Here is a 23,815-nt window from a genome sequence, read left to right as displayed (position 1 = left end):
CTGAATGACCCCAAAACTTTAGTCCTGTTATAAGAAAGTCAGTATTTGTATTATAGTTCTTTTGCAAGTGTAAAAATTTCAGAAAATTATTAATTTTATAACTTGTACCCACTCTTTCAAGTCAACTACGATAAAGATGTAAGATTCTGGGTTTAAATCCCTGGAATAAAATTGATAGGAGGGAAACTATGATTTTACGGAAACGAGGTTTAAAAGTAGCTGTTTCACTTTTGGCATTGTCTATGACATTTGGCACGGTCAGTTTTGCAAATGATGTCACCAGCAAATGCAAGTCAGACTATTCACAGGATCAGAAAGTCGTAGCCAGAGCAGACGCTGAGCGTGCAATTGAACATGTTCGTTATTTATCAGAGGAAATTGGACCTCGGCCTGGGGGATTACAAGCAGAAAAAGAGTCGGCTGAGTACATTGCCAATGTCCTGAAGGGCTATGGGTACGAAGTAGAATATCAGTATTTCCCGGTAGCAGACCAATACATAGCAGATGTAGCCTTTGCTGACGGAACTTCGTGGCAGATGGCTGCCGCTCCAAATGGAAAGGTCAGCAAGGAAGCTGTCACTGGAGAGGTTCTTTTTGTAGATGGCGGAACCAACCTCGCAGATTTCCCTGATGATACAGCAGGCAAGATTGTGGTCATGCCAAGAGCCTCCACCACTGCTGCCTATCGTACCCAAATTGACAATGCAGTAAAATCCGGAGCTGCCGGCGTCATCCTTCAAAGTCTTGTCGGAAGCCGCGGCAACTACGGACAGACATTTAATCCAAGTTTGACAACTCCTGTCGATATCCCAGTTTATGGAGCAGCTTTCATTCAAGGAGAATGGCTCAAAGAACGTCTAGCGAAAGGCCCGGTTGAACTAAGCCTGACTGCCGAACGATTCTCCAATCTAGAATCAGTAAATGTAATCGCTACAAAGGCTCCTAAAGGAAAGAACAAAGATACAAAAGAAGTAATTTTAGGCGCACACCATGACAGCGTGGTGGGTGCACCTGGTGCAAATGATAATGCTTCGGGTGTTGGCTTAATGCTAGAGCTGGCTCGTGTTTACCAGGGTTACAATACGGATAAGGAACTCAAATTCATTGCCTTTGGTTCCGAGGAGCGGGGCCTTCTTGGAGCAAGATACTATGTAGAGCAATTAACTCAGGAACAACGTGATAATATCGAAGCGGTCTTCGTTCCTGACATGGTAGCAACAAACTATGGACCAGCGAAGAACCTTTATGCGATGACACCGAACGGCTCAACAAATATTGTCACTGATTCTACTGCCGCAGCCGGAGCCCGCCTTGGAAATTCCGATATCCTGCCAGGTAAATTTAGTTCCAGTGATCATGTTCCTTTCCATAATGCAGGTATTCCTGCAACACTGTTCATCTGGATGGGAATCGACAGCTGGGACCCGCTTGTCTATCATATCGAAAAAGTTTACCATACACCACAGGACACTATTGAAGATAACATCTCGGCTGAAAGGATGAAATCCGCTCTTGATATAATTGGTGCCGGGTTGTTCGATGTTGTAAGGAAGGATGTACCTTCGCTGAATAAATGATCGTTTTAACAGGAAATGCCGCGATGCACGCGGCATTTCTTTACTTAGCATTAAGCCAAAGTCTTAGTCATAATAAAATCTGTTTGTTCTTCATCCCCCATATAAAAAGAGTGTTCTCCAGTTTGGATAAAACCCATCCTCTTATAAAAAGCAATTGCATTTTCATTTTTTTCCCAGACACCCAGCCAGATTTTCTTATAATTATTCTCCCTGGCTATCTCAAATGCTTTATTAAGCAGATATTTTCCTAGCCCTTGCTTTTTAAACGCGTTCTTTACATATATTCTTTCGACTTCCAGTGTATCTTCACCCATCTGCTCTGTCTGGGCATCCTTGGTGTTAATCTTTAAATATCCAGCGACCTCATTATTAAAATAAACAAAAAAGAATTCCGAAGAAGGTGTACATAATTCATTTTCTAATTGTTGTAAATTGAATGCTCTATCTAGATAAACTTTCATATTTTCGGGTGAATTCTGAGCCTTAAATGTCTCATTAAAAGTTTCGTAACTAATTTCCTGAAGTGTATGTAAATCATCAAGATTGCACTTTTTTATATTCATTATCATTAAACCCGCCCCTTGTAAATGAAATATCTCCCCTTGAATTTACATAAGTTTTCATTCTCTTTGCAAAATTTTATAAATGTTCTCATACTGCACAATCTTTGCCCTATCCTACCGGAACATTTTTCATGGTATACGGCAATAAAAATCGCGCTAATGAATCAGCGCGACTAATCTGCAAGAAAACTTACTCCTGAATAGGTCTTTCAAAGATAATCTCATATGACGTGGGTTTTCCATGGCCATTATATTCTAAAGGCAAAACTTGGACCAGTCTCCACCCTTGAGCAGCATACTCACTAATGGTTTCCCTATGTGTTGGCGAAGAAAAAAATCCACCCAGTGAAGTTTCTACAAATTGATACTCATACATTTAATACACCTCCAAGCTTGATATCTTTAGTACGATGTCAGGGTAAAAATGTTTCAAGCTAAATTAATTTTCTATTTACTGAAAAATTCACTTTTAAGAATGCTCATCCTTAATCGATCTACAAACTCACCATTTCTTAATCTGTCTTCTCTTAAGATTCCCTCTTCTATGTAGCCAATTTTCTTATAAGATTTAATTGCTTTCTGATTATCACTCTCTACTCTGAGCCATATTTTATTTAACTCTAGTTCTTTAAATCCCCAAATAAGCATTTGTTTCATCGCAGATAACCCATAACCTTTACCCCAGTATCTTTTATCCCCAATGGCAATACCTAATTCTGCATGCCTGTTTAATCTGTCGATATTCTTCAAGTCAACCCAACCGATGTGTACCCCATCTTCAGTCATGATTGCTTTTTGTTCATATCCATTTGACTTGGCAATACACATCTCAATCCACTTTTGTGTCTCATCCCTGCTGAAAGGGGGATATTTATCTGGCATATTTAGATGTTTCGTTACTTCTTTATCCAGTGACCATATGAAACGGTCTTCTGCATCATTTGGAGTTAATTCCCTTAATTGAACTTTTGGCAATAAAGCTGTTTCCACTGCAATTCCCCCAAATATCTAAATGAACAACTTCAAGAATTTCCCTGACACTATTATAATTGTTTTCTGAATTTTATATATAATATATTATAAATTTTATTATGACATTACCCTAATTTGTTCATAAAAAACTATCATGATTCCTTTGACTCCCAACCCATGCATGAAAATAAATCTCATATGTCTATAATGTTGAGGACACAAACGGTTTAGAGGACGTGGCTCTTTATGGTGGCTAAGACCCTGTAACAAAAACTGTTTGAGTGGATTTGGTGATCAACCCTTTGTTGGCTCATTCCCTATGGGAAGGATGACCACGTACAGAAAAATGCCTATTTTCAAATCCACTCGCTGTTTGTGATCTAACACGCGGAGGATTGGTATTATGGATGTATTTATTGAACGTTGTGCTGGTCTTGACGTTCATTCGGAGACAATCGTTGCCTGTGTTCTGACGGGCAAACAGGACGAAGATTTGATTAGGGTAACTGAAACCTTTCCAACCTTGACGAAAGATCTCTTCCGTCTCTTAAAATGGCTGGAAGACCATGGGGTTACCCATATTGCGATGGAAAGCACGGGAGTATATTGGAAGCCTGTGTTTAATATCCTTGAAGACTTTTTTGATATTACTCTTGCGAATGCCCAAAGGATCAAGAACGTCCCTGGAAGAAAAACAGATGTTTCCGATGCCGAGTGGATTGCCAAATTATTGCGACACGGACTCATCGAAAAGAGTTTCGTGCCTCCGTCCGATATCCGGGAGCTACGGGACCTTACACGTCTTCGAAAAAAGTGGATAGGTCATTTAACTTCCGAGAAGAACCGGATTCAGAAGGTTCTGGAGTGCTCAAATGTAAAGCTGAGTTCGGTTATATCCGATGTCTTTGGGGTTTCAGGGAGAAAGCTGCTTGAGAGACTGGTGGAACAGGGATATGTAGATGCCGTTGATGTCGAAAGCCGGATACACGGAAAGATGTCATCTAAAAAACAATTAATTACTGACTCGCTCTTCGGCACGATCAATGACCACCAAAGATTTCTAATCAAACAGTCTTGGCTTCATATTCAACAGCTGGAGGGACATATTGTAGAGGTGGAAAAAAGAATTGACCATCTTCTAGAGGAATATAAAGAAGAACTTCATTTACTTCTGACCATTCCTGGAATAAAGAAAGATACTGCAGCCATCATTATTGCCGAGATTGGAGTGGATATGAACCAATTCCCAACCTCTCAACACTTAGCTTCGTGGGCAGGTGTATCTCCTGGCAATCATGAAAGTGCAGGAAAACGAAAGAGTACTCGGACAACAAAAGGAAATCCGCACATTAAATCAGCCATGTGTGAAGCAGCCTGGGCCGTTTCAAGAAGTCGAAATAGGTGGTTAGCCACGAAATACTGGTCTACTGCCGCTAGGAGAGGAAAGAAAAAAGCACTCGTTGCGACATCGCATCGAATGCTTCGAATCATCTACTCCATGCTTATAAACAAGGAGCCATTTAAAGAAAGACAAGTTATTTAGTATAACCAAAACCAAATAGATGTATACACGGTTACCCTCCGACAGGTAGCCCCGCTTTCTTATTGGCTTTTTTAGGTTACTTTAAGGATTGCCGAATAGGATCACTATTATTCCAAGCAGCCAGAATTATTTATTTTCACAGAAAAGAGAGCGTCAGTTACGACACTCTCTTAAAATCATATTAATAGCCACTGTCTGATCCGACTGGTACAATCCCATTATAATCAGTAAAGTACCCTGCTAGTGGATAATAAGGGATGTTGTACCAGTTATCAGGGTTTACATTATCGACCTCTCCAGTTACATATCCGTATACCAGCGACTTCAATGCAAGGTAATTCTGCTTTGTCAGGTATCCGTTTGACTTTTGGCCAAGGCTTCCATCAGAGGTATTCCCTTTTGTTTCAAAGAATACTGCTGGGTGGCTATGTCCTTCCGGATTCAAGTTGTTGTAGTTCAGTCCCAACATCATTGCTGAAACCACCCCACCCTTGATATCGATATCATAGCCAGTCCCTGCTTCTCGATTAACACCAACTTGATAACGGTCAATATGAGTGTAACCATAATCTTTCAACTCGTCATAGACATATGACATCATTTGTTTGGTAACGTCATTATAACGTGTACCAGACAGAGTTGGTCCATCTGGAGAAAGCGATACTCCCAGAGAGAAAGAAGTAGATTCATTCGTTCCATAGATTTGCTTCAGCCCTTGATGGTGAAGATCGATGGCAAAATCAGGGTTAACGTCTGCCCAGTAAGCATAAACAACTTTAGATTCTACTGCTTCAAAACCATTTGCGGTCCAGTCACGATTTAAATCGATTAATTTACCGCTATTTGCTAGCTTAGTATGGCGGATATTCATTTCAGCACCATCTGGATTGTACATTGGGATGAAGTAAAGAGTCGCCTCTTCCAGAACCCGCTCGACATCCTTCCCACCGCTGTTAGCGTAGGTCTTTAAAAGCTGAAGTGCTGCCTCCGTCACCAATTTCTCATTTCCATGAATCTGTGCCTGAATCCAGATTTTTTGCGGGCCTGTCCCAATTTTTGCGACATAGATGCTTCGGCCCTGTTCCGACTTACCATACTGATCAAGAGTAGACACTTCAACTTTTCCTTTGCTGGTTCTCTCAATGTCCTGAAGGATTTTTACTACATCCTGGTAAGATAGAGTACTGTTAATGTTCGTATTGCCGCTCGTAGATGGACCCCCAGGCTGGAGCGCTGCAAAGGATGCTGAGCTGAAGGAAAGCATGATGATAAGAGCAGCCACCGTAATTTTCATGAATCTTTTTAATGATTTCAATTATGTATCCCCTTTCTATTTTGTCGTCGCCCCATTATTCAAACTTTTCGGGACGCTAAATAAATGATAAATTAAGTTATCCACTAATTAATAGTGTAAAAAGAATGAATATTTTGACAACAAAGACAAAATAAAGTATGGGCTTAAGTCCTAGATAGGATAATTAAATGATATATCAATGTCAATTTTATATATTTAAACTCAGTGAACAAAAACTCATTGAGTTACGCTAAAGCAGTTAAAGATGGACACTGTCCCTTCAGCATTAGTCCAAACGGGCTGATGATCTCTTGAATATGTTGTTAAAAACACTATTTTGAGAGAAGGTAATTTAATGAAAAGTTTCATCCAATGCTGTATTGGAGCTGGATTGGCTTTAATGGGTTTTATAGGGATAGGCTATGGCCTTGGGGTTGCAGGCGCGGCTGCTCTGGAGGGTATAGCAAGACAGCCAGAGGCATTTGACAGAATCGCTAATGTTCTTTTGTTTTTAGTGGTAATTCCGGAATTGATCTTGGCTTTTTTATTAGTTAATGTTGCATTACGGATCCTTAATTGTGGAAATTATAAGGATAGAGTTGGGGAGTAGTGGTTTTTCCACTACTCTTTATATTTGAATGAGACTGACCAGAAGAACCAGGTATTCTTCAAAAAATCTCACATCAGGGAAGACTGCGATGGAATATGATAAAAAGCATTTTAACAAAAGCTATACGAGTTTTATGTTCAGATTCATGCAAGCTAGTAAATATAATCGATAATTTTATGATAACCAAAGGGTAATGAGATGGCTATTAATATCCCAATAACAATCGAAGAACATGAAAAAATAATCAATTTCCTAAATGAAATTTCTTTTTTTTTAAAGGCGATAATGAATGCCTTTACCATAAAAAAGACAGTAATAAATATGATGATTGCAGAGAAGATACTTGTTAAAATGATCTCCATGGTTAACTCCCTTTACTTATAGTTAAAAAGCCCTTTTCCTGTCTCTATATTGATCGGTAAGGATGAATGTTCGTGGATTATGGTCCAAAATTCATTTACTTTTTTTAAACAGAAGGTAAATCTATTACTCGTCTGGCGAAGTTTGTCATCCGATTGGTTATGAGCCGAAAACTTAACAGCACAATGAACAAAAGCAAGATTTGAACTTTCCTCGATTACTAAATTATAAAAATCCACTTTAAGTAATACATCTTCTTCAGATAAACCTTTAAACCATTCTTCGACCATTATCTGCCATTGGTTAATCCCGATGCATTCCCAAGAATTCCAACAATCAAAAACATGTATATCAGAATGGTATGTAGATATAAATTTCCTTACATCTTTCTCATAAATGGCCGTTTTGTAATTATCCAGAATATCATATACACTCGTAAACCGACCTTTCATGTCAATCACTCCTCTTTTGTTCTAAGATTTAATTCAAATCCATCTTACCCCTAAACCATCCTCGATTCATCATAATAAATAGGGTCGTTCTCCTCAAATAAATTGAGATCGAACGGAGAAAATTAGGGTTCAACTTTTCTCCTTAGTTAGCTAAAGGAAAACAAGCTTTCAAGGTTTGCTATGTAATAAATAGAACAGAAATGCAAGAGTAGAGATTTGCATAACCGTTCCCCAGTTCGTTTCCCAGCTTAAACCCTTCCATTCGTAAAGAACCAAATAGTAAATTCTATAAAAAAGTATGATCAAGAGGTACCATTTAATATGTTTTTGAAAGTGTTCCTTCATTACATTCCCTCTACTTTCCCATCGCGTAATTGCTTCTCCTGCTATTCTGCAATTTTATTTGGCGATCCGATCAATTAAAATTAAGAGCATTGGAATTGCAAAATAACCTATCAAAATACCAATGAATAAGACACATAAGTATCTCCATTTTTGTCCTTTCCCCATTATCAATCACAGCCTTTTTCAAATTTCTGTAATATCTTATTCACCAAAAAAGCCGATAATCCTTCCTGACATGTATTACACCAATTACTTCAATTCTTTGCACCCATCACTGTTATTTAATAAAAGTTTCCATTTAAACACAAAATAAAGGTAAATACACCTTAGGAGAAAAATCGAAATGCTCATATATTCAGCAAAAAGTAAAACCGTTTCTAAGAAAGAGAATATTTCCCTTCCAACTTTCAATGACGAAATTGCATGGATTCACTTTCCTCCAACTGATTCAGGGGAATTTGAACACTTTATAAATAATCTGAACATCCACCCCTTGGCGCTGAAAGGGCTGCAGGAATTTAGTGATATTCCAAAGATTGATGTCTTTAAAAATGAAGCAATCATTTCCTTAATTGCGATTCAACAGGATTACAGTCGTGTTAAAGTCACGATATTGATTGGCCACAATTATGTAGTATCAAAGGTTGAAAAAGATCTTTCTCTTGCTAAAAATTTAGAAAAACCATTTATTGAAAATCCGGTAAGAATGTCCCATGTAGGCATGATCCTGTTTCACCTCCTTGATCAAATCATATCTCAGGATTTAGAAATGATTGATCAAATTTCAGATGAAATACAAAGTCTGGAGAAGAAGGTTTTTAAAGATCCATTCGAAAATAAAATTGCCAGGAATGTATATCGGTGGAAAGCAACCCTGCATGAATTAAGGCAGACCATTGAGGCACAAGAAGATGTAATGGAGACTATCAGTTCTGATACTTTCCCTTTCACTAATGAAGAATCAGGTTATTTTATAAAAAGCCTTAACAACAATTATGCCCGGGTTATCAATGCACTCGATACATTTAAAGAAAGCTTAAACAGTATTTTCAATCTACAGATGACACTCAAAGCCGATCATTCCAATACGATCATGAAAACTTTGACTCTCGTAAGTGTCATTTTTCTGCCAATGACTTTTTTAGCTGGTTTATATGGAATGAACTTTGAATTCATCCCGGAATTAAAGTGGGATTTTGGCTATTTTTATGCATTGAGCCTGATGCTTATCATCGGAATATCCATTGCCTTGTATTTTCGTAAAAAGGGATGGTGGGGCACCAAGAATGATGAGTAAGGTTCAACTGATGCCTTATGGCTAACCTTTGTTAGAGTTAGAAACCATCCTTTTTAAATAAAATCCATGATCACCCGGAATGTCCGAAGTCCCCCCAACTTCGGACAAAAGAACAGTCGCGAATGCCTGAAATATCCGAAGCAACCCTTACTTCGGACAAAAGATCAGTCGCGATCGCCTGAAATGTTCGAAGTAACCCTAACTTCTGATAAGACAAAAGCTTTTTGTCTGTTGGAGAAGCAAGTTCGGACAAGACATAGGCTGGTGGTGATCCTCAGCTAACCACATAATAGTACCGAATAAATAAAAAAACTTACTCAAATGCTCATTTCATTGGCATTGAGTAAGTTTTTTTAATTGATCAATCCTTATGCAATAAATTCGTCAATAAGCTTTTGCCAAGACTGTTTTTCCCGGTTGACTTTAATTCATCATGCCACCAGAAGGCTTTTTGCGGATTTTTAAGGACTTCGTTTACTTCACTTGCATGCTCAACGACTGGAGCGGATCCGCGAAGTGATCTACCTGCAGTCTCTCTTACAAACAAGGTGACAATGATAATTCCGAATGCGCACATCGCCATTAGATAATAGGCTGGGACCATTTTATTATTCGTTACACTCACCAGCCATGCAACAAGAAGTGGTGTTGTTCCGCCAAATAGTGAGGTCGCTGTATTATAAGTAATCGCGAGTGCTCCATAACGAACTTTTGTAAAAAATAATGATGGAAGAGTTGCTGGCAGGGAGCCCTGGAATGTCGACAGCAGTGCGCCAAGTATCAGCAATCCAAAAAATGCAGAATAGATATTCCCTGAACGGACCAGCATAAATGCAGGTATGGTAAGAATAATTGCTCCAATTAAACCTGCTTTCAATATACGATTTCTTCCAAAGCGATCACTTAAATGCCCCATTGCCAAAACTAGCGGGATCATAGCAATCATGACCAGGACAAGAAGCAACAAACCCTTCTCTTCACTGTACCCGAGTTCTTCTGACATATAAGATGGCATATAGGTCAGAACGGTATAGCTCATAACATTATAAAAAATTACGATTGCTGTACAAATCAAAAGAGCTTTCCAATGCTCGGAAAAGATCTCTCTTAAGGAAGAAATTTCTTTTCTTTCTTCGATCGTTTGATTCATCGCCTCAAATGCTGGCGTTTCGTCCAAATGATTACGGAAATAGAACCCGATTATGCCTAGAGGAGCAGCAATGAAGAATGGAATCCTCCATCCCCAGGCAGTCATCGTTTCACTACCAAGGATGTATGTCAGAGCAGTAACAAGACCAGCACCTGCGATAAATCCTACAAGCGTTCCTACTTCCAGACCACTTGCCATAAAGCTTCTTTTTTTATCGGGAGTTGTTTCGGCAATGTATGTCATTGCACCCGCATACTCACCACCGGTAGAAAAACCTTGAACGAGTCTTGCTAATAATAATAAGACTTGTGCAGTAATTCCAATTGTTGCGAACCCAGGTATTAACCCTATACTCAGAGTAGCTACCGACATCAGGATCATTGTGATCGCCAAGACATTCTTTCGGCCAATTCGGTCACCCATCATGCCAAAGAACATGCCGCCTATTGGACGCGCTATAAAGGCGACGGCAAATGTGGCAAAAGCATAAATCAACTGGAAAGATGGGTCAATTTCAGGAAAAAACACTTTTCCGATTGTAACGGCCAAGAAGGAATAAATACCAAAATCAAACCACTCCATGGCATTCCCTATCGATGTACCCATCATTGATTTTTTTGCTTCAGCGCTGTCTACTACTGAAATATCTTTTTTTGCAATTTCTCTTGGTTGCTTATTCACATTTTCCCTCCTGAACTTTATTTAGTATTTCTAAATAATAAATTGATAAGTAGCTTTTCCCTGACTAACACCTATAAAAAACATGAAATTTATGGAAGTAACTATTTTTTTAGAATAGCAAAGGGTTGAAATCCTCTCATTCTGAAATTAATCGGGACCTTACCTAAACTTTATTAAGCCCTTAGTAATCTTGATGTAATGGATTGAACCACTCAACCACTCCATCCTACCCCTCCTTTTTTCCTAGCGGGATTTCTGCTTTATTCATCATAATCACTAATGAGACTAGTATAATAGATGTAAAATTAGGAAAATTCAGCAAATAGTTTGCTATTATACTCTCTTTTCCCCTACCATAATATTGAAAATAATTTTGACAGGAGGTATTAATTTGAAAAATATCCTACGTATGAGTTTCATGGCTATACTAAGTCTCTTGTTGCTGGCCGGTACCATTCCTGCAGCTGGATTCGCAAAAAAACCGGAATTCAGCTACGACCAGTACAGCCAGGTCGATGTAGGCAAGGATGGAATGGTTGCAACAGCTCATCCTCTTGCATCCGAGATTGGCGCCGAAGTCCTGCGAAAAGGCGGTAATGCAATTGATGCTGCTGTTGCTATCCAGTTTGCACTAACCGTAGTTGAGCCAATGATGTCCGGAATTGGCGGCGGCGGATTCATGATGGTCTATGACGGAAAAACAAAGGAAACCAAAATTATAAACAGTCGAGAGCGGGCTCCTCAAGGGGCGACTCCGGACATGTTCCTTGATGAAAATGGAAAACCTATTCCTTTTTCTGTTCGGTCAACTGGGGGTACTGCAGTGGGTGTACCTGGCACGCTGAAAGGACTTGAAACTGCTCTTGACATGTGGGGAACGCGCCCGCTTGAGCAGCTGATCGGCCCGGCCGTTAAACTGGCTGATAAGGGATTTCCTATAGATTCTGTACTGGCAGATGCCATTGCCGAAAGTCAAGACAAATTATCAAAATCAGCAGCAGGTGAAGTTTTCCTCCCTGATGGAAAGCCTCTTCAGGAGGGAGACATCCTCGTTCAGGATGATTTGGCCAATACCTTTAAGCTAATCCGATCAAAAGGTACTGATGCCTTTTATAAAGGAGAAATTGCAGAAGCGGTTGCTGGAGTTGTCCAGGACTTTGGAGGATCAATGACTTCCGATGACTTGGCAAAATATGATGTAACTGTTGATCAGCCAGTTTGGGGAGACTATCAGGGTTACGAAATTGCCAGTATGCCCCCACCAAGCTCTGGAGGTGTCTTCCTGCTGCAAATGTTAAAAATACTAGATGGTTTCAATTTATCCCAATATGATGTCAGATCCACAGAAAAATATCACCTCCTTGCAGAAGCTATGCATCTTGCCTATGCGGACCGGGCTGTATACGCTGGGGATCCTGAATTTGTCAATGTTCCAGTTATAGGTCTTCTTCATCCAGAATACATCAAGGAACGTCAGGAGCTGATCAAAATGGATTCAGCAAATCAGAATCCAACAGCCGGTGATCCTTGGAAATATGAGAATTCCGAAGCTAACTATTCACCTACAAGCCAGCCGAATGACAAAAAATATGGAGAAACAACCCATTTTTCCGTCACAGACAGATGGGGAAATGTTGTCTCCTACACTACTACTATCGAACAAGTTTTTGGCACAGGCATCATGGTTCCTGGTTATGGTTTCATGCTGAATAATGAATTGACCGACTTTGACGCAGTACCTGGCGGTGCGAATGAAGTTCAGCCAAACAAACGTCCTTTAAGCAGCATGACTCCTACCATTGTTTTCGATAATGGCGAACCAGTCTTGACTGTCGGCTCTCCTGGGGGCCCAACGATAATAACTTCGGTGCTGCAAACCATTTTACATGCAATTGAGTACGATATGGAATTAAAGAAAGCCGTCGAAGAACCAAGAATCTATACCAACAATCCGAATTCCTACCGTTATGAAGATGGTATTAGCGCTGATACATTAACCCAACTGAATGCCATGGGTCATAAATTTTGGGACAGCCCGACTACCATCGGCAATGTCCAAAGCATTCTGATCGATCGTGAAAACGGAACTTTTAAGGGTGTAGCCGACTCAAGCCGGAACGGAGCAGCGATTGGGATTAACCTGAAGGGCAATCGAAAATAAATTGAGAGACAGTTACGATTTTTCTTTAAGACACAAACTTAAATAACGAAAAGCAAATAGACCATTGGGATATAATAACCAATGGTCTATTTTTTTTATTAGTCTTATATATAGTTATAGATTTTGCATATAATTTACCGACGGTTTGAACATCTTCGTCTTCTCCATACAACGATTTCAAAGATAAGAATAATCTCCTTTATAATTGACTCTTTCTCCTAATCAATTCATCTCTATCGCTAGCCATTGGAGGCTGCTCCAACCATCCATTTTTTATCATAATATTAGCTCCATCTTCAGAATACAACTGAACTTCCAATGATAGCCTGTTATACATTGAACTAATATCACCTCTAGGACTTTGACTAACGGCTGTACCATAATAACCAATGCTCAAAGAAATCAAACCTGAGGTGAAAAACATCATAAGTTTATCTGAAAATGTTTTCGATGTACTATTTGTAATCTCGGAATCCCACCCCATTGGTGCAGGTAGTTTACTTTCCTCTAACTTAGCTCTAAATAATTTTACATGCTTATTACCAATTTCCAATCCTTTTAAAAAGAATTGTTTTACATCCTTATTTTGTGCAACCTGACTAAATCCGGTTAGCGTAGCAACCCCCAAAGCATTCCGTTGGAGATTAGAAAATAAATTATCTACTTCAGCAGCTATTAGTGGTCTTTTCTCGCCAAAAACATCTAGCATAAACCATTGCTTTTTCACAAATTCAACCTTTTCCAAATTAGGCAAACTGGGTGATCTTATAAACAATCCTTTTGACAATAATAAATCAGTTGATTTTTTATATAAATTCATTGTTTCGGAAAGACAGTCCATATAATAGGTTTTTATGTCGTCTCTTACAGATGCTGACACACTGCTCGCATAAGATGTAAGTCCCACCTTAGACATTTGGTTTATAAAATTTAGGACAAAACCGTCTGAATAAAGCCTGGGAGCAGTTAAATCAACATCCTCTTCTATACTAAAACCGTGTGGAGTAACATTTTTTTCTTCTTTTAAAATCGCTGTAATTGTTTGAATGTGTGATTGAGATAGCTCTAAAGCAAATTTAATTAGAGGCCTAATTTCTTCATCCTCAGCTTTTTCTAAAAAAAACGAAAGAACGCAGACACTTGCACTATCGTTTAAATATTGAACCCAAAGTTGAGCAATCTCACCTGCTGTCAGCCTGATCTGGCTTCCCTTTCCCTCCATAAGCAACCTCCAAAAAAGATATACTAAAAATACCTTCCCCATAAATTACCTATGGTATGTATTAAAAAAATTAAAGACCAACCGGTCGAGATATGAGCCGAACTACTGCTAACACTCTTAATTTTAATAATATTTTAAAGGCTGCACTGTACCCACACATATTTACAATTCTTTTCTGAATGAATAACACCATTTTTCATAATTAAATTTTTCCTCATAAAAACGATGAGCATTTGATCGGTGAATTCCTGATTCTAATGCAACATATTCTGCCCCATTCTCTTTTGCCCAGTTATGTATATAACTTAATAACTTTTCTCCAAATCCATATGAACGGTACGCATGATCTGTTACCAAATCATAAATGAAAACGTGTCGTTTATTATAAAAATTAACTCTCCAACTTAAACCCGCTACTGATACGAGTTGGTTATCCTTATATAAAGCAAACAGCGAATACCCGTCTTCCCTCATCTCTTCAAGCAAAGCTAGATATGTCTCTTCTGTCAGATCTGTTCGTAACTGATTCATAATCGGAAATGCTTCTAACAACTGATCTTTATGTATTAATTCTTGTACTGTTTCCCCTGTTGAATTGTCCACATTAACCCTCCAAATATTAAAGATAAGACATCCTAAACTAACGCTCTCTCATTTGTATCTTGAATCTAAGAAAGAAATAGATAAAAAACAAAAATGGAAACATATATCGTATCCAAACCAGCGAGATAAAATTTAAGGTTTGATTTTTTCAATTTAGCCAGACTGTAATTAAATAAGACATCATACAAACTTATTGAAAATAAAATGACGGAAACAATAACAACAAACACGCTTTCTGTGATTAAAACTGCAAGAATGTATAATAACCATCTTCGAAAAAAATTATATACCAAATCAATAAAAACCATGGAAATACCTGGACTAACCTAATCATATGAGACAATATAAAACACCTCCTAAATGTTAAACTGTAAACAGAACATTTATCGAAGGTGTTTTTGCGTGGGCAAAAACGTATATTCAGGAGAAACCAAATGGGCGGTAGTTAAGGCAAAGATAGAAGGAAAATTAACGAACAAAGAGATTATGGAGAAGTATGGAATTAAGAATACCACTCAGATCAAAACTTGGATGAAATGGTATCGAGATGGCCAGATGCATCGATTTGACCAGCCAATCGGAAAGCAATACTCATATGGACACGGGCCTGAGTTTTCCACTAAAGACGAGCGACTAAATAATCAGCTAACCCATTTAAAAATGGAGAATGAAATTTTAAAAAAGTATTTGGCGATGAAAAAGGAGTGGATAAAAGAGTAGTAATTGAACTGGTTGAACTATTGGGTAAGAAATATACTGTTAAAGCAATTCTGGGCGTTTTAGGCGTTCCCCGTTCTACTTACTATCGCTGGCTTAAAGGTATAAGGGAACATAAAAATGAACATGAAGACCTCATCATTCAGATCTGCAAAGACACGAAATACAGAAATGGACACCGCAAAATAAAGGCCATCTTAAAACATGAACATAAGATTAATCTGAACCGGAATACAGTCCAAAGAATCATGCAGAAGCATCATCTATAATGCAAAGTGAAACCAAAGAGAAAGTGGAAGTCGCAGGGAGAAAGTGAAGTGATTGCCCCAAACCTTCTTAACAGGGATTTTTCCGCTTCGAAACCGAATGAAAAGTGGGTAACCGACATTACCTATATTCAGTATGGAAGCATCACTTTGTATCTCTCTACAATCTTGGATTTGTACAATAATGAGATTGTTACATATAAACTTTATAACCACCAACAGGCGCCCCTTGTGATCGATACATTAAAGGAAGCATTGAAGAAGCGCAACCAGCCAGAAGATGTCATTATTCACAGCGATCAAGGCAGTGTCTATACTTCCTATGCCTTTCAGAATCTCGTGAAAGAACGCAATCTGGTTAGCAGTATGTCTAGACGGGGAAACTGTTGGGATAATGCGGTGATTGAATCGTTTCATTCAAATTTAAAGAGTGAGGAATTTCAATACTGTAAATTTAATTCCTTGCCCAATATTGAAGTAGTAAAGAAAGTTGATAACTTTATAAAACATTATAACGAGGAAAGAATACAAGAAAAATTAGGCTACCTCACTCCCAAAGAGTATGGAAGAAAGGCAGCCTAAAGGGTGTTTTATGTGTGTCTCATTTAGCTAGGTAAGTTCAACCCTCTGGATTTATTTCAAGCTCCTCGTCAGATGATAGATCACTAAGACCGCTTTTAATCTTTTTATAATCTTTTATGTAATCAATATTGATCCACAAAAAAAATGAGGCCATAAACAATAATATAAATTTCTTCGTTCCCAAATAACAACTCACCCAATTACAAGCACCCCGTGTATTTTTTTCATTTCCACTTCATTGCCTTACTTTCTGACTGACAAGGTGCTATCTGCCGTTCTGCTTTATTTAGTTCCGGTGACCACCTTGTCTTTGCTCTCTTTGTATTCTTCCTTATCCCAACGAACGAAGGTTTCCAGTAATAAGGATAGTAAGACACCCATGATAAACCCATTCGAAAGAAGCGGCCGCACGATCACAGGAAAAACGTTAAAGAGCTCAGTGTCCAAATTCATGATGCTTAAACCCATCAATACAGGAGCTGCCAGTCGAAATATAGATCTGGAATCAAAGGTATATCCATTCAAGCTTTTTAGGGATGTTCCAAATAATTGAAGATAGGCAACAAAGAGCACAGCATTCCCTACTGTAATCGGTATAGTCGCCAGCAATGCCCCGAGAAACGGAACGATGCCAAGAATAACCATTAACCCCCCGCCAATCAGGAAAGGTTTCCGGTCAAAGATTCTGGTACTTTCCAAAAATCCCACCGACGAAGTGAACGGAGCATATGGGACAAGGCCAAAAAAAGCTGCTCCAATTGAATAGATCCCTGTCAAAAGATATGACCTATCCATTGGTGACTGGGAGACTTCTTGTCCGGTTAGTTTGGCAGCTGCCTGAACAGAAGCAATCGTGTTACTCAAATTGATAACACTTGCAATAAATGTGATGGCGATGATTCCATAATTCAGATTTGGTGCACCAAGTGGAAAGATAGAAAAATCAATTGAAGCTTGGCTTCCCATCACTTGTCCAGAAGAAAATAGAATCACATAAAAAATCCAACCAAACAGCATTCCGATTAAAATTGAAAAGTTGCCGATAGTGTCACTCCCTTTTATTTTCATCAAACTAACAAGGATGACCACCGCGAAAGAAAACAATGTAACCGGCAAATCAATTGTCCCATCCTCCGATACTTTTAACATCCCTTTAAAAAATATTAGGATCAGCTGAAATGTAAGGAGAAATAAATATACAGTCATAACCATTGGGGTAAATACTTTTTGAATATAAGAAACCAATCTGAAAACAGCAAGGACCACGGTGACAGTACCTGCAAGCAAAATCCCCGATGCAATTCCTCCCCCAACCTCTTGAAGACTCATGCCCATCGAAGAAGCTGCCAGACTCAAATTCAAAATTAACCCCCACATTAAACCCGAATGCCCTTCCATTAAAGGAAACCGATGCCCAACTATACCCTGGAGTACACCAGCCAGGCCTGTAAAAATCAGCGAGCTCCGCAACATGGCAGCAACTTCAGCACTGTCCAACCCAAAAGCAGTCCCAATCGAGACCGGCACAACTACTGTATTAGCAAAAATAAAAAACAACCATTGCAGAGAAGCAAAGATTGTTTTTAACGATGATGTATTCTTCATGCTCTCACCTTTCTGTCATCATGTTGAATGTCTATGAAACAATCGTTCCAATCATATCACTGATTTTAATAAGATATTCAGGATGTTAATAAGGTGATTGCCTCGGTGTTGGTACTTTCCTTATCCGTTATTCTGAATATTAGCCAAGAACTCACCCATATTTGCTCCCAGGTGATACGCCCCATACCAAATCCACAGTGTTAAGAATACGGTCGTAAGGACTGGATGCTTCTCCGTTATTCTTTTCAGCTCTTTAGTAATATAATCCACTCTATCACCCCTTTGCACTAAGTTAAAAATTTCCATTTTATTATCACATATAATATCTCTTTGCTCAATAATAATCTAAAAGCTAAATTAACTAGCCTGCTGAAAAAGGTGACAGACAGGAGATACCGCTTCGTCGCAAATTAAATAGAAGGACCCGTCTTAGTTCCCTGATGAAAAACCATTTTCCAATCACCTTCAACTTGTTTCCAGATGGAACTTCTTAAAGCATGCTGATTAGTCCGTTCATTAAAAGTTCGATAGGTGGCCAGCACTATATTATCAGATAAAGGATGGATATCAAAATCGCTTAGTTTAGCTTTAATGATCCCAATTCCACTCTCCATTTCATCATTCTTATAAAGTACTCTGCCCGAACTGCCAAACTCAAAAAACTCATCAGCTAATATTTTTTTTAGCTCAGTTCTGGAAGCTCGAACTTCAGCCGTTAGCAATTTCTCCTCTAATTGTCTTATATGTTCCTTTAATTCCATTGATAATGTCTCCTTTAAAATCTATAAAAAACTAATTCAACGAAAATGTTGAATATCCTTCTTGAATGATATTTTACAGTAGGTTGAAACCAATTCACAAAAGAATCGTATTAGGGAATATAGAGAAAGGGGATGAACTTAATGAAGAACATAGAATTAAAATGCTCTAGCTGTGGTGGAAACTCATTCGTCCAAGCGATGGAATATATTAATCTTCGACCAGTGGATAAAAAAATGACAATCGGGTCTGAAAAAGTCTATACAGTATGTTTGGATTGCGGAGAAGTAGTTTCGATTAAAGTTAAAAACCCAGAGAAGTTGGTGCAATAAATGAACTTAGATCACTTTGAGACCATGTTAGGAGGATTTCCTTTCTATTAAGATGGGCTAAGGGTTTTATTGACAGCTTTGGAGATTTTCTTTATTAATCTGTCATGATTACGGGATTTTCTTGACAGCTTCCGTGAGTCTCACCCTTAACCTGTCAAGATTACCGGAGTTTCTTGACAGGTTTGGTGAGTCTGAGCCTTCACCTCTCACGATCAAGAGCTCTTCTTGACAGCTTCCGTGAGTTCTAGCATTAACTTGTCACGATTACCAGTCTTTCTTGTCAGCTTTGGGAGTTTCGACCTTTAGCTGTCATTTATCATGACTCTTCTTGGAAGGTTAAAGCTAACTGTTGGACTCTAATCTTATGCCAGGTAGCTTTCCAGTTCTTTTTAATCAGCCGTTCCTCGTAAATGGCCGCACGTTCTTTATTTTCTGCAAAAAAATTCGTCGGTTTTACTATCATTTGTATGACATCCTCAATTCCACAAGGCGCGGTTAGGATGAACCTATTGTCCCTTCCCAGCTTTACGCCTAGTGCGGTGGCCGTTTCAGGGAATTTTGAGATTGCATCTTCACATGAGGTATAGGGTGGAATCTGATTGACTATATGCATTCTTGCCTGGTTTTTCACAGACCAGGGAATGTCAGGCATAAGAGTCTTCAACTCATTCTCTAGTGTTTTTTCGTGATCCTCATCAATATTTGTTGAATCAAAATAAATGACGTCAACATCCTGAGTCAATGTACGTTCCTCGAAGCAATGCAGGGTGTCCCATATTTTAGACCGGACAAAGCCAGCACAGATCCACCAGTCAGGCAAATCCAGAGTGTTGGCAGCATGTAAAATCTCCATCATTTTATCATCAGACTGGATTATTTTAATGACATCATCTTTGTTCTTTAACATATTTGCTTCCCCTTCCAACAAACGAACGTATATTCTAATGTTAACATAGTGGAAGGCGGAATAGTGAAGTTATAAAGGATGCTATTTTACAAAATTCCTGACGTTGCTTCCATCACTTAAAATTCAATCCAAATCATCCATTTCAATCATCCGATTCTTCAATGCCCCGGTATGATTGATTTCAACATCTACTTTCACTTGATTCAAAACCGAATGGGATAGTGAATGGTTTTTCTTCCAGAGCTTCGTGTTTTCGCGATATAGTACGTGTTCTATATTCAAGAAATCTGTATCTTCCTTTAATCCCAACTCAAATAGTTCATGGATTTCTTTTTTGATGACAGCCTCACACAACTGTTTCATTTTATTAAGTTCGAGATCCCTATTTTTATCGCGGTTAGCCAGATTCCCTTTAACTTGAATAATCATGTCAACAGTCGGTCCATTACTTATATACTTTACTTTTGGGTCCTCGAAAACGGTTAAAAAGGATGGTCCCTTGGCATCTGGAATTAGCACCTGAATTCTTTGCATATCAGAGATCGTCCACCTAAGGCCGTTTAATTCCTCACCAGGAAAAAAACCTTTATATTTATCATTTTCGATGAAAAAAGCTCCATTCATAAATAACTTAGGTTCGTTTTTTCCACTTTCCTTCCAATCGTTTTCATCGATAGATAGAGAAGGCAGATATGCTGTATAGGCCGGTTCGAATATCTGTCTTGATAGTTCAAAAAACTGTATCGGTTTTAGCTTGGAACTTTGCTGGAATATTGATTCGGGATGGTGGAGGATCGTGTTAAGTGATGTTTGTCCAAAAAAACCTTTTGCAGACAATATATCTTCTATTGGTTCTGTTGTACCATAAACCCAAGGAGTCAGTCGGAATTCGTGGTAACGGGTCAGTCCATCAAAGATTTCCTGAAACCCTTGCTTCAAAGCTGCTTCTGTCAGTACAATGGCAGTTACGTGTGCCCACACAAATCTTTCCTGTGCTGTTCTATATATATCAAAAAATGAGTCAATAAATATCTCTCCCTCAGATTCTGATACCCACATCTTGGCGGGAGAAGTATCTGCACCCTCTGTTTTTGCAACCTTCATAAGATCCACCAATTGGATATAGGTATGGTATTTCCCATCTCTATAATCCACACCTATGGCTGTTGCATAGTTTAAATCCTGAGTTTCTCTTATATCTGAACAGCCTGATTGCACTATAATTAGTAGACAACCCAATACTGCTATACTGAATCTCGACAGGTACCTCATCACTTTCTCCCTCTTTTAAGCATAGAAGCAGCAAAATTTCTTGTTTTATACGGGTTTATCAGCAATGCGGATAGAACTTCACTTGGTTTAAGAGAGACAAGCGGTTCCATATAATTTAATTTAAAAGATTCCAACTGACATAAGTAAATCAGGACAGCGAAAGAACTGATAAAGAGCCCGAAAATTCCTAAGAAAGAAGATATCATTAATATCGAGAACCTCAGAATCGTTACAGTGCCTGACAAGGATTGATTTACTAGAGTGTAGGTTGCTACAGCTGTTAAAGCAATGACCACAATGATGGTTGGGGATGCAAGGCCAGCTCTTATGGAAGCATCCCCTATGATCAAACCCCCAACAATTGTAATTGTTTGTCCCACAGCCGTAGGCATTCTCACTCCCGCCTCTCTTAATAATTCAAATAAAAGCAGGATAAAGGTGGCTTCCAATCCAATAGGCAGCGGCAATCCCTGTCTGGAGACAACTACTGTTGCCAAAAGGGGAAAAGGAAGTTGATCCACATTTACACCAGCAATGGCAATCCAAAAGCCAGGCAAAAAAATGGCAATAAGGATGCCAATCAAACGCAGAACTCTCTGGAATAACACAAAATAATAAGGAAATGAATATCTTCGGGTGATTTGGTTAATTCCGTTAAATTTGCCGGTCCAATCAATACCATTGGAGAACCATCAACAGCAATGATGAACCTCCCCCTTAACATGGATTCAATTGCATAATCAGGGCGGGTAATGTAATCCATCAATGGAAATATAGCGAATGTCCTGTCCGATAGCCATTGCTCCAGCTGCCCCGCACTTAGAACACTCTCAGTGTCAATCTTGTTCAAACGTTCTCTTACTTCAAGCAACACATCATGGTTTACTTTATGGGTCAAATACAAAAGCGACACCTTTGTTTTCGTCAATCCGCCTACCAAAAATATTTCATTATAAAGCATCGGACTCTTAATTCTTTTTCTCATAAGTGAAATATTCGTATTTATTTCTTCTGTAAAAGCATCTTTGGGTCCCTTGATTGATGTTTCCGTTTTGGATTCTTCGGGGGTTCTTTTTGGTATATTGGCAATATCAATAGCCCAAAAATGACTCCTATTTTTTTGAAAAAAAACAAGGAAACCTGAAAAAACTTTTTCAATCATTGTTAAAATACTGTCAATAGTCATCACCGGCGGCAAATCGTGTTGATATTCCACCGCTTTTCCCCTGGCTGATATAAAGGCATTCACACTATTAAAATAATCATTTAACTGGCTTCCGTCGACCATTCCCTCACTATAAATTACAGTGATTAATTCGCCTGATGGTTTATAGTTCTTTACCGAAACATCAGCATAAGTTTTAAAAAACTCCTGGAGTTTATTTTTATCCATTCGCCCAGATGATAAAGCTTCTTGCGCAAGACTGATTTTCTCAGAAAAATGCGGATCATGTTCCATTATTGTTCACCCCTTTACTCTTAGGCAAAATCCCAATGATGAGCAATATTGCAGAAGTCGCAAGTCCGCTGATGAACATCACAGGATAATAAAAACTTCCTACCATCTTTTGAAGTAATAAATCACTTAGCGGAACAATGGAAGCTAGTGAAAATATGCCACCAGCTGCTATTAATAAGTTCCTTTTTAACACTTCGGATTTTATTCCAAATAAATCAATCAGCAAAAACAAACTCAAGGATACTTTAATAAATGAACCGGACAAAAATTGAAATACAGCTAAAAAGTCCATGTGTGATACCTGTCTCCCCAATTGGACAAGCCTCCACTGCTCAAATGCAGGAAAACGGAAATTTGCTGCTACATGGGGTCCAAAGGAAGCTATTGACCCAGTCGTCGGACCTGCAACAAGCATGATGACGACAGAAAATAAAACGACCAAATGCCTGAATCTAAATTGCTTGCTAAGCTTATCCTGAATCAGGAATATAATAAGCAAGTCCATACTCCCTCCGAGAACAATGACAACCCCTTCCAGCACCGGATGCAATCCATTAACTAACACTGGAAAAAGATTGGAATAATCTTTCTTATTAAACGTAGAAAATGCAACAAAATAACCAAAAGCCCAGACAATGGGCAATAACAAAACCGATGCATAAAGAATAGTCCTAAACTCTTTATAAGCAGCCCATACGCAAAGAAATATAAAGGAAAAAGTGACAATCCAGGCAGGTGTATTGGGAAGAAAGTAAATCTTGATCATTAAAATGAAATCGTATGATGATAAAATGCCCGATACAAGAAAATACAGAGCAAAAATCAGGGTAAATCCCCTTACAGCAAAAGCACCTCCCCTGCTCTGTACCCAGCTAAAGAAATACTCTCCATTCATCCTTTTGAGCAGAAAGATGACGAAGATTCCCCAAAGTAAAAGAATTGAATACGATATGGCGATACTCACCCATGCATCACGTTTTGCAACACTTAAAAGATGCGGCAGGATCATGACATGGTTAGAAATCCCTGTAAATAATATAATCATGCTTGATATTTGCAGCCGTGAGAATTTCATGGCAAACCCCA

Annotated in this window: 20 protein-coding genes and 2 pseudogenes; 7 read left to right on the top strand and 15 right to left on the bottom strand. The window is 38.7% G+C overall.

All coding sequences use genetic code 11. The features are described from left to right. Positions 1 to 188: 188 nt before the first annotated feature. Entirely contained in the window at positions 189 to 1,577 is a 1,389-nt protein-coding gene (locus B5X77_RS15610) for a M28 family metallopeptidase (RefSeq protein WP_139378374.1), read from the top strand. A gap of 50 nt (positions 1,578 to 1,627) precedes the next feature. Here the strand turns inward: B5X77_RS15610 and B5X77_RS15605 are convergent, their stop codons facing one another. From B5X77_RS15605 to B5X77_RS15595, 3 genes are all read right to left on the bottom strand, one after another. Next, positions 1,628 to 2,146: a spermidine/spermine N(1)-acetyltransferase gene (locus B5X77_RS15605; protein WP_079508883.1), complete on the bottom strand. Its 519-nt coding sequence runs from the start codon at positions 2,144 to 2,146 to the stop codon at positions 1,628 to 1,630. Between the two features lie 184 nt (positions 2,147 to 2,330). Next, entirely contained in the window at positions 2,331 to 2,516 is a 186-nt protein-coding gene (locus B5X77_RS15600) for a DUF4177 domain-containing protein (RefSeq protein WP_079508882.1), read from the bottom strand. A 71-nt stretch (positions 2,517 to 2,587) separates the two neighbouring features. Beyond that, positions 2,588 to 3,130 (bottom strand): GNAT family N-acetyltransferase, encoded by a 543-nt coding sequence (locus B5X77_RS15595; RefSeq protein WP_079508881.1) that lies wholly within the window; start codon positions 3,128 to 3,130, stop codon positions 2,588 to 2,590. 385 nt (positions 3,131 to 3,515) lie between these two features. Between B5X77_RS15595 and B5X77_RS15590 the strand changes: the two genes are divergently transcribed. Then, on the top strand, positions 3,516 to 4,655 hold the full coding sequence (locus B5X77_RS15590) for an IS110 family RNA-guided transposase (protein ID WP_079508792.1): 1,140 nt from the start codon (positions 3,516 to 3,518) through the stop codon (positions 4,653 to 4,655). A 181-nt stretch (positions 4,656 to 4,836) separates the two neighbouring features. On the opposite strand, the gene B5X77_RS15585 is transcribed toward B5X77_RS15590, so the two are convergent. Then, on the bottom strand, positions 4,837 to 5,970 hold the full coding sequence (locus B5X77_RS15585) for a M14 family zinc carboxypeptidase (RefSeq protein ID WP_257391825.1): 1,134 nt from the start codon (positions 5,968 to 5,970) through the stop codon (positions 4,837 to 4,839). Positions 5,971 to 6,304: 334 nt separating this feature from the next. Here B5X77_RS15585 and B5X77_RS15580 point away from each other — a divergent pair, with 334 nt between their 5' ends. Then, on the top strand, positions 6,305 to 6,559 hold the full coding sequence (locus B5X77_RS15580) for an ATP synthase subunit c family protein (protein WP_079508880.1): 255 nt from the start codon (positions 6,305 to 6,307) through the stop codon (positions 6,557 to 6,559). Positions 6,560 to 6,933: 374 nt separating this feature from the next. On the opposite strand, the gene B5X77_RS15570 is transcribed toward B5X77_RS15580, so the two are convergent. Continuing rightward, on the bottom strand, positions 6,934 to 7,371 hold the full coding sequence (locus tag B5X77_RS15570; protein ID WP_079508878.1) for a YybH family protein: 438 nt from the start codon (positions 7,369 to 7,371) through the stop codon (positions 6,934 to 6,936). 688 nt (positions 7,372 to 8,059) lie between these two features. Here B5X77_RS15570 and B5X77_RS15565 point away from each other — a divergent pair. Then, entirely contained in the window at positions 8,060 to 9,013 is a 954-nt protein-coding gene (locus B5X77_RS15565; RefSeq protein ID WP_079508877.1) for a magnesium transporter CorA family protein, read from the top strand. Between the two features lie 361 nt (positions 9,014 to 9,374). Here the strand turns inward: B5X77_RS15565 and B5X77_RS15560 are convergent, their stop codons facing one another. Continuing rightward, complete coding sequence (locus B5X77_RS15560; protein ID WP_079508876.1) at positions 9,375 to 10,865, bottom strand: MFS transporter; 1,491 nt, start codon at positions 10,863 to 10,865, stop codon at positions 9,375 to 9,377. Between the two features lie 388 nt (positions 10,866 to 11,253). On the opposite strand from B5X77_RS15560, the gene ggt reads away from it, so the two are divergent. Then, entirely contained in the window at positions 11,254 to 13,005 is a 1,752-nt protein-coding gene (ggt, locus tag B5X77_RS15555; RefSeq protein WP_079510258.1) for a gamma-glutamyltransferase, read from the top strand. 199 nt (positions 13,006 to 13,204) lie between these two features. On the opposite strand, the gene B5X77_RS15550 is transcribed toward ggt, so the two are convergent. Both B5X77_RS15550 and B5X77_RS15545 read right to left on the bottom strand, forming a co-directional pair. Further along, entirely contained in the window at positions 13,205 to 14,227 is a 1,023-nt protein-coding gene (locus tag B5X77_RS15550) for a DUF3231 family protein (RefSeq protein WP_079508875.1), read from the bottom strand. A gap of 162 nt (positions 14,228 to 14,389) precedes the next feature. Next, positions 14,390 to 14,830 (bottom strand): GNAT family N-acetyltransferase, encoded by a 441-nt coding sequence (locus B5X77_RS15545; RefSeq protein ID WP_257391824.1) that lies wholly within the window; start codon positions 14,828 to 14,830, stop codon positions 14,390 to 14,392. Between the two features lie 402 nt (positions 14,831 to 15,232). Between B5X77_RS15545 and B5X77_RS15535 the strand changes: the two are divergent. Beyond that, positions 15,233 to 16,395, top strand: a pseudogene (locus B5X77_RS15535) (IS3 family transposase). A gap of 282 nt (positions 16,396 to 16,677) precedes the next feature. Here B5X77_RS15535 and B5X77_RS15530 read toward each other — a convergent pair. The 3 genes from B5X77_RS15530 to B5X77_RS15525 all read right to left on the bottom strand — a co-directional run bounded on the left by B5X77_RS15530 (position 16,678) and on the right by B5X77_RS15525 (position 18,761). Next, positions 16,678 to 18,000: a uracil/xanthine transporter gene (locus B5X77_RS15530; RefSeq protein ID WP_079508873.1), complete on the bottom strand. Its 1,323-nt coding sequence runs from the start codon at positions 17,998 to 18,000 to the stop codon at positions 16,678 to 16,680. A 120-nt stretch (positions 18,001 to 18,120) separates the two neighbouring features. Next, on the bottom strand, positions 18,121 to 18,270 hold the full coding sequence (locus tag B5X77_RS23370; RefSeq protein WP_176167338.1) for a hypothetical protein: 150 nt from the start codon (positions 18,268 to 18,270) through the stop codon (positions 18,121 to 18,123). 140 nt (positions 18,271 to 18,410) lie between these two features. Further along, positions 18,411 to 18,761, bottom strand: coding sequence for a nuclear transport factor 2 family protein (locus tag B5X77_RS15525; RefSeq protein ID WP_079508872.1), 351 nt, complete (start codon positions 18,759 to 18,761; stop codon positions 18,411 to 18,413). A 141-nt stretch (positions 18,762 to 18,902) separates the two neighbouring features. On the opposite strand from B5X77_RS15525, the gene B5X77_RS15520 reads away from it, so the two are divergent. Continuing rightward, positions 18,903 to 19,091 carry a hypothetical protein gene (locus B5X77_RS15520; protein ID WP_079508871.1) on the top strand — a complete coding sequence of 63 codons (189 nt, stop codon included), beginning with the start codon at positions 18,903 to 18,905 and terminating at the stop codon, positions 19,089 to 19,091. A gap of 316 nt (positions 19,092 to 19,407) precedes the next feature. Here B5X77_RS15520 and B5X77_RS15515 read toward each other — a convergent pair whose 3' ends face one another. The 4 genes and pseudogenes from B5X77_RS15515 to B5X77_RS15500 all read right to left on the bottom strand — a co-directional run bounded on the left by B5X77_RS15515 (position 19,408) and on the right by B5X77_RS15500 (position 23,804). Further along, complete coding sequence (locus tag B5X77_RS15515) at positions 19,408 to 19,998, bottom strand: nucleotidyltransferase family protein (RefSeq protein WP_079508870.1); 591 nt, start codon at positions 19,996 to 19,998, stop codon at positions 19,408 to 19,410. A gap of 123 nt (positions 19,999 to 20,121) precedes the next feature. Continuing rightward, positions 20,122 to 21,270, bottom strand: coding sequence for a Ger(x)C family spore germination protein (locus B5X77_RS15510; RefSeq protein ID WP_079508869.1), 1,149 nt, complete (start codon positions 21,268 to 21,270; stop codon positions 20,122 to 20,124). Further along, positions 21,270 to 22,663: pseudogene (locus B5X77_RS15505) on the bottom strand (spore germination protein). The gene B5X77_RS15510 and the pseudogene B5X77_RS15505 overlap by 1 nt, the downstream one beginning before the upstream one ends. A 55-nt stretch (positions 22,664 to 22,718) precedes the next feature. Continuing rightward, positions 22,719 to 23,804, bottom strand: a complete 1,086-nt coding sequence (locus B5X77_RS15500) for a GerAB/ArcD/ProY family transporter (RefSeq protein WP_176167336.1) — start codon at positions 23,802 to 23,804, stop codon at positions 22,719 to 22,721. Between the last annotated feature and the right edge of the window lie 11 nt (positions 23,805 to 23,815).

It is taken from the genome of Mesobacillus jeotgali, from assembly GCF_900166585.1.
Lineage (GTDB): Bacteria > Bacillota > Bacilli > Bacillales > Cytobacillaceae > Mesobacillus > Mesobacillus jeotgali_A.
Note: the sequence above shows the minus strand (reverse complement) of the source record. Positions and strands in the feature narration are given on the sequence as shown.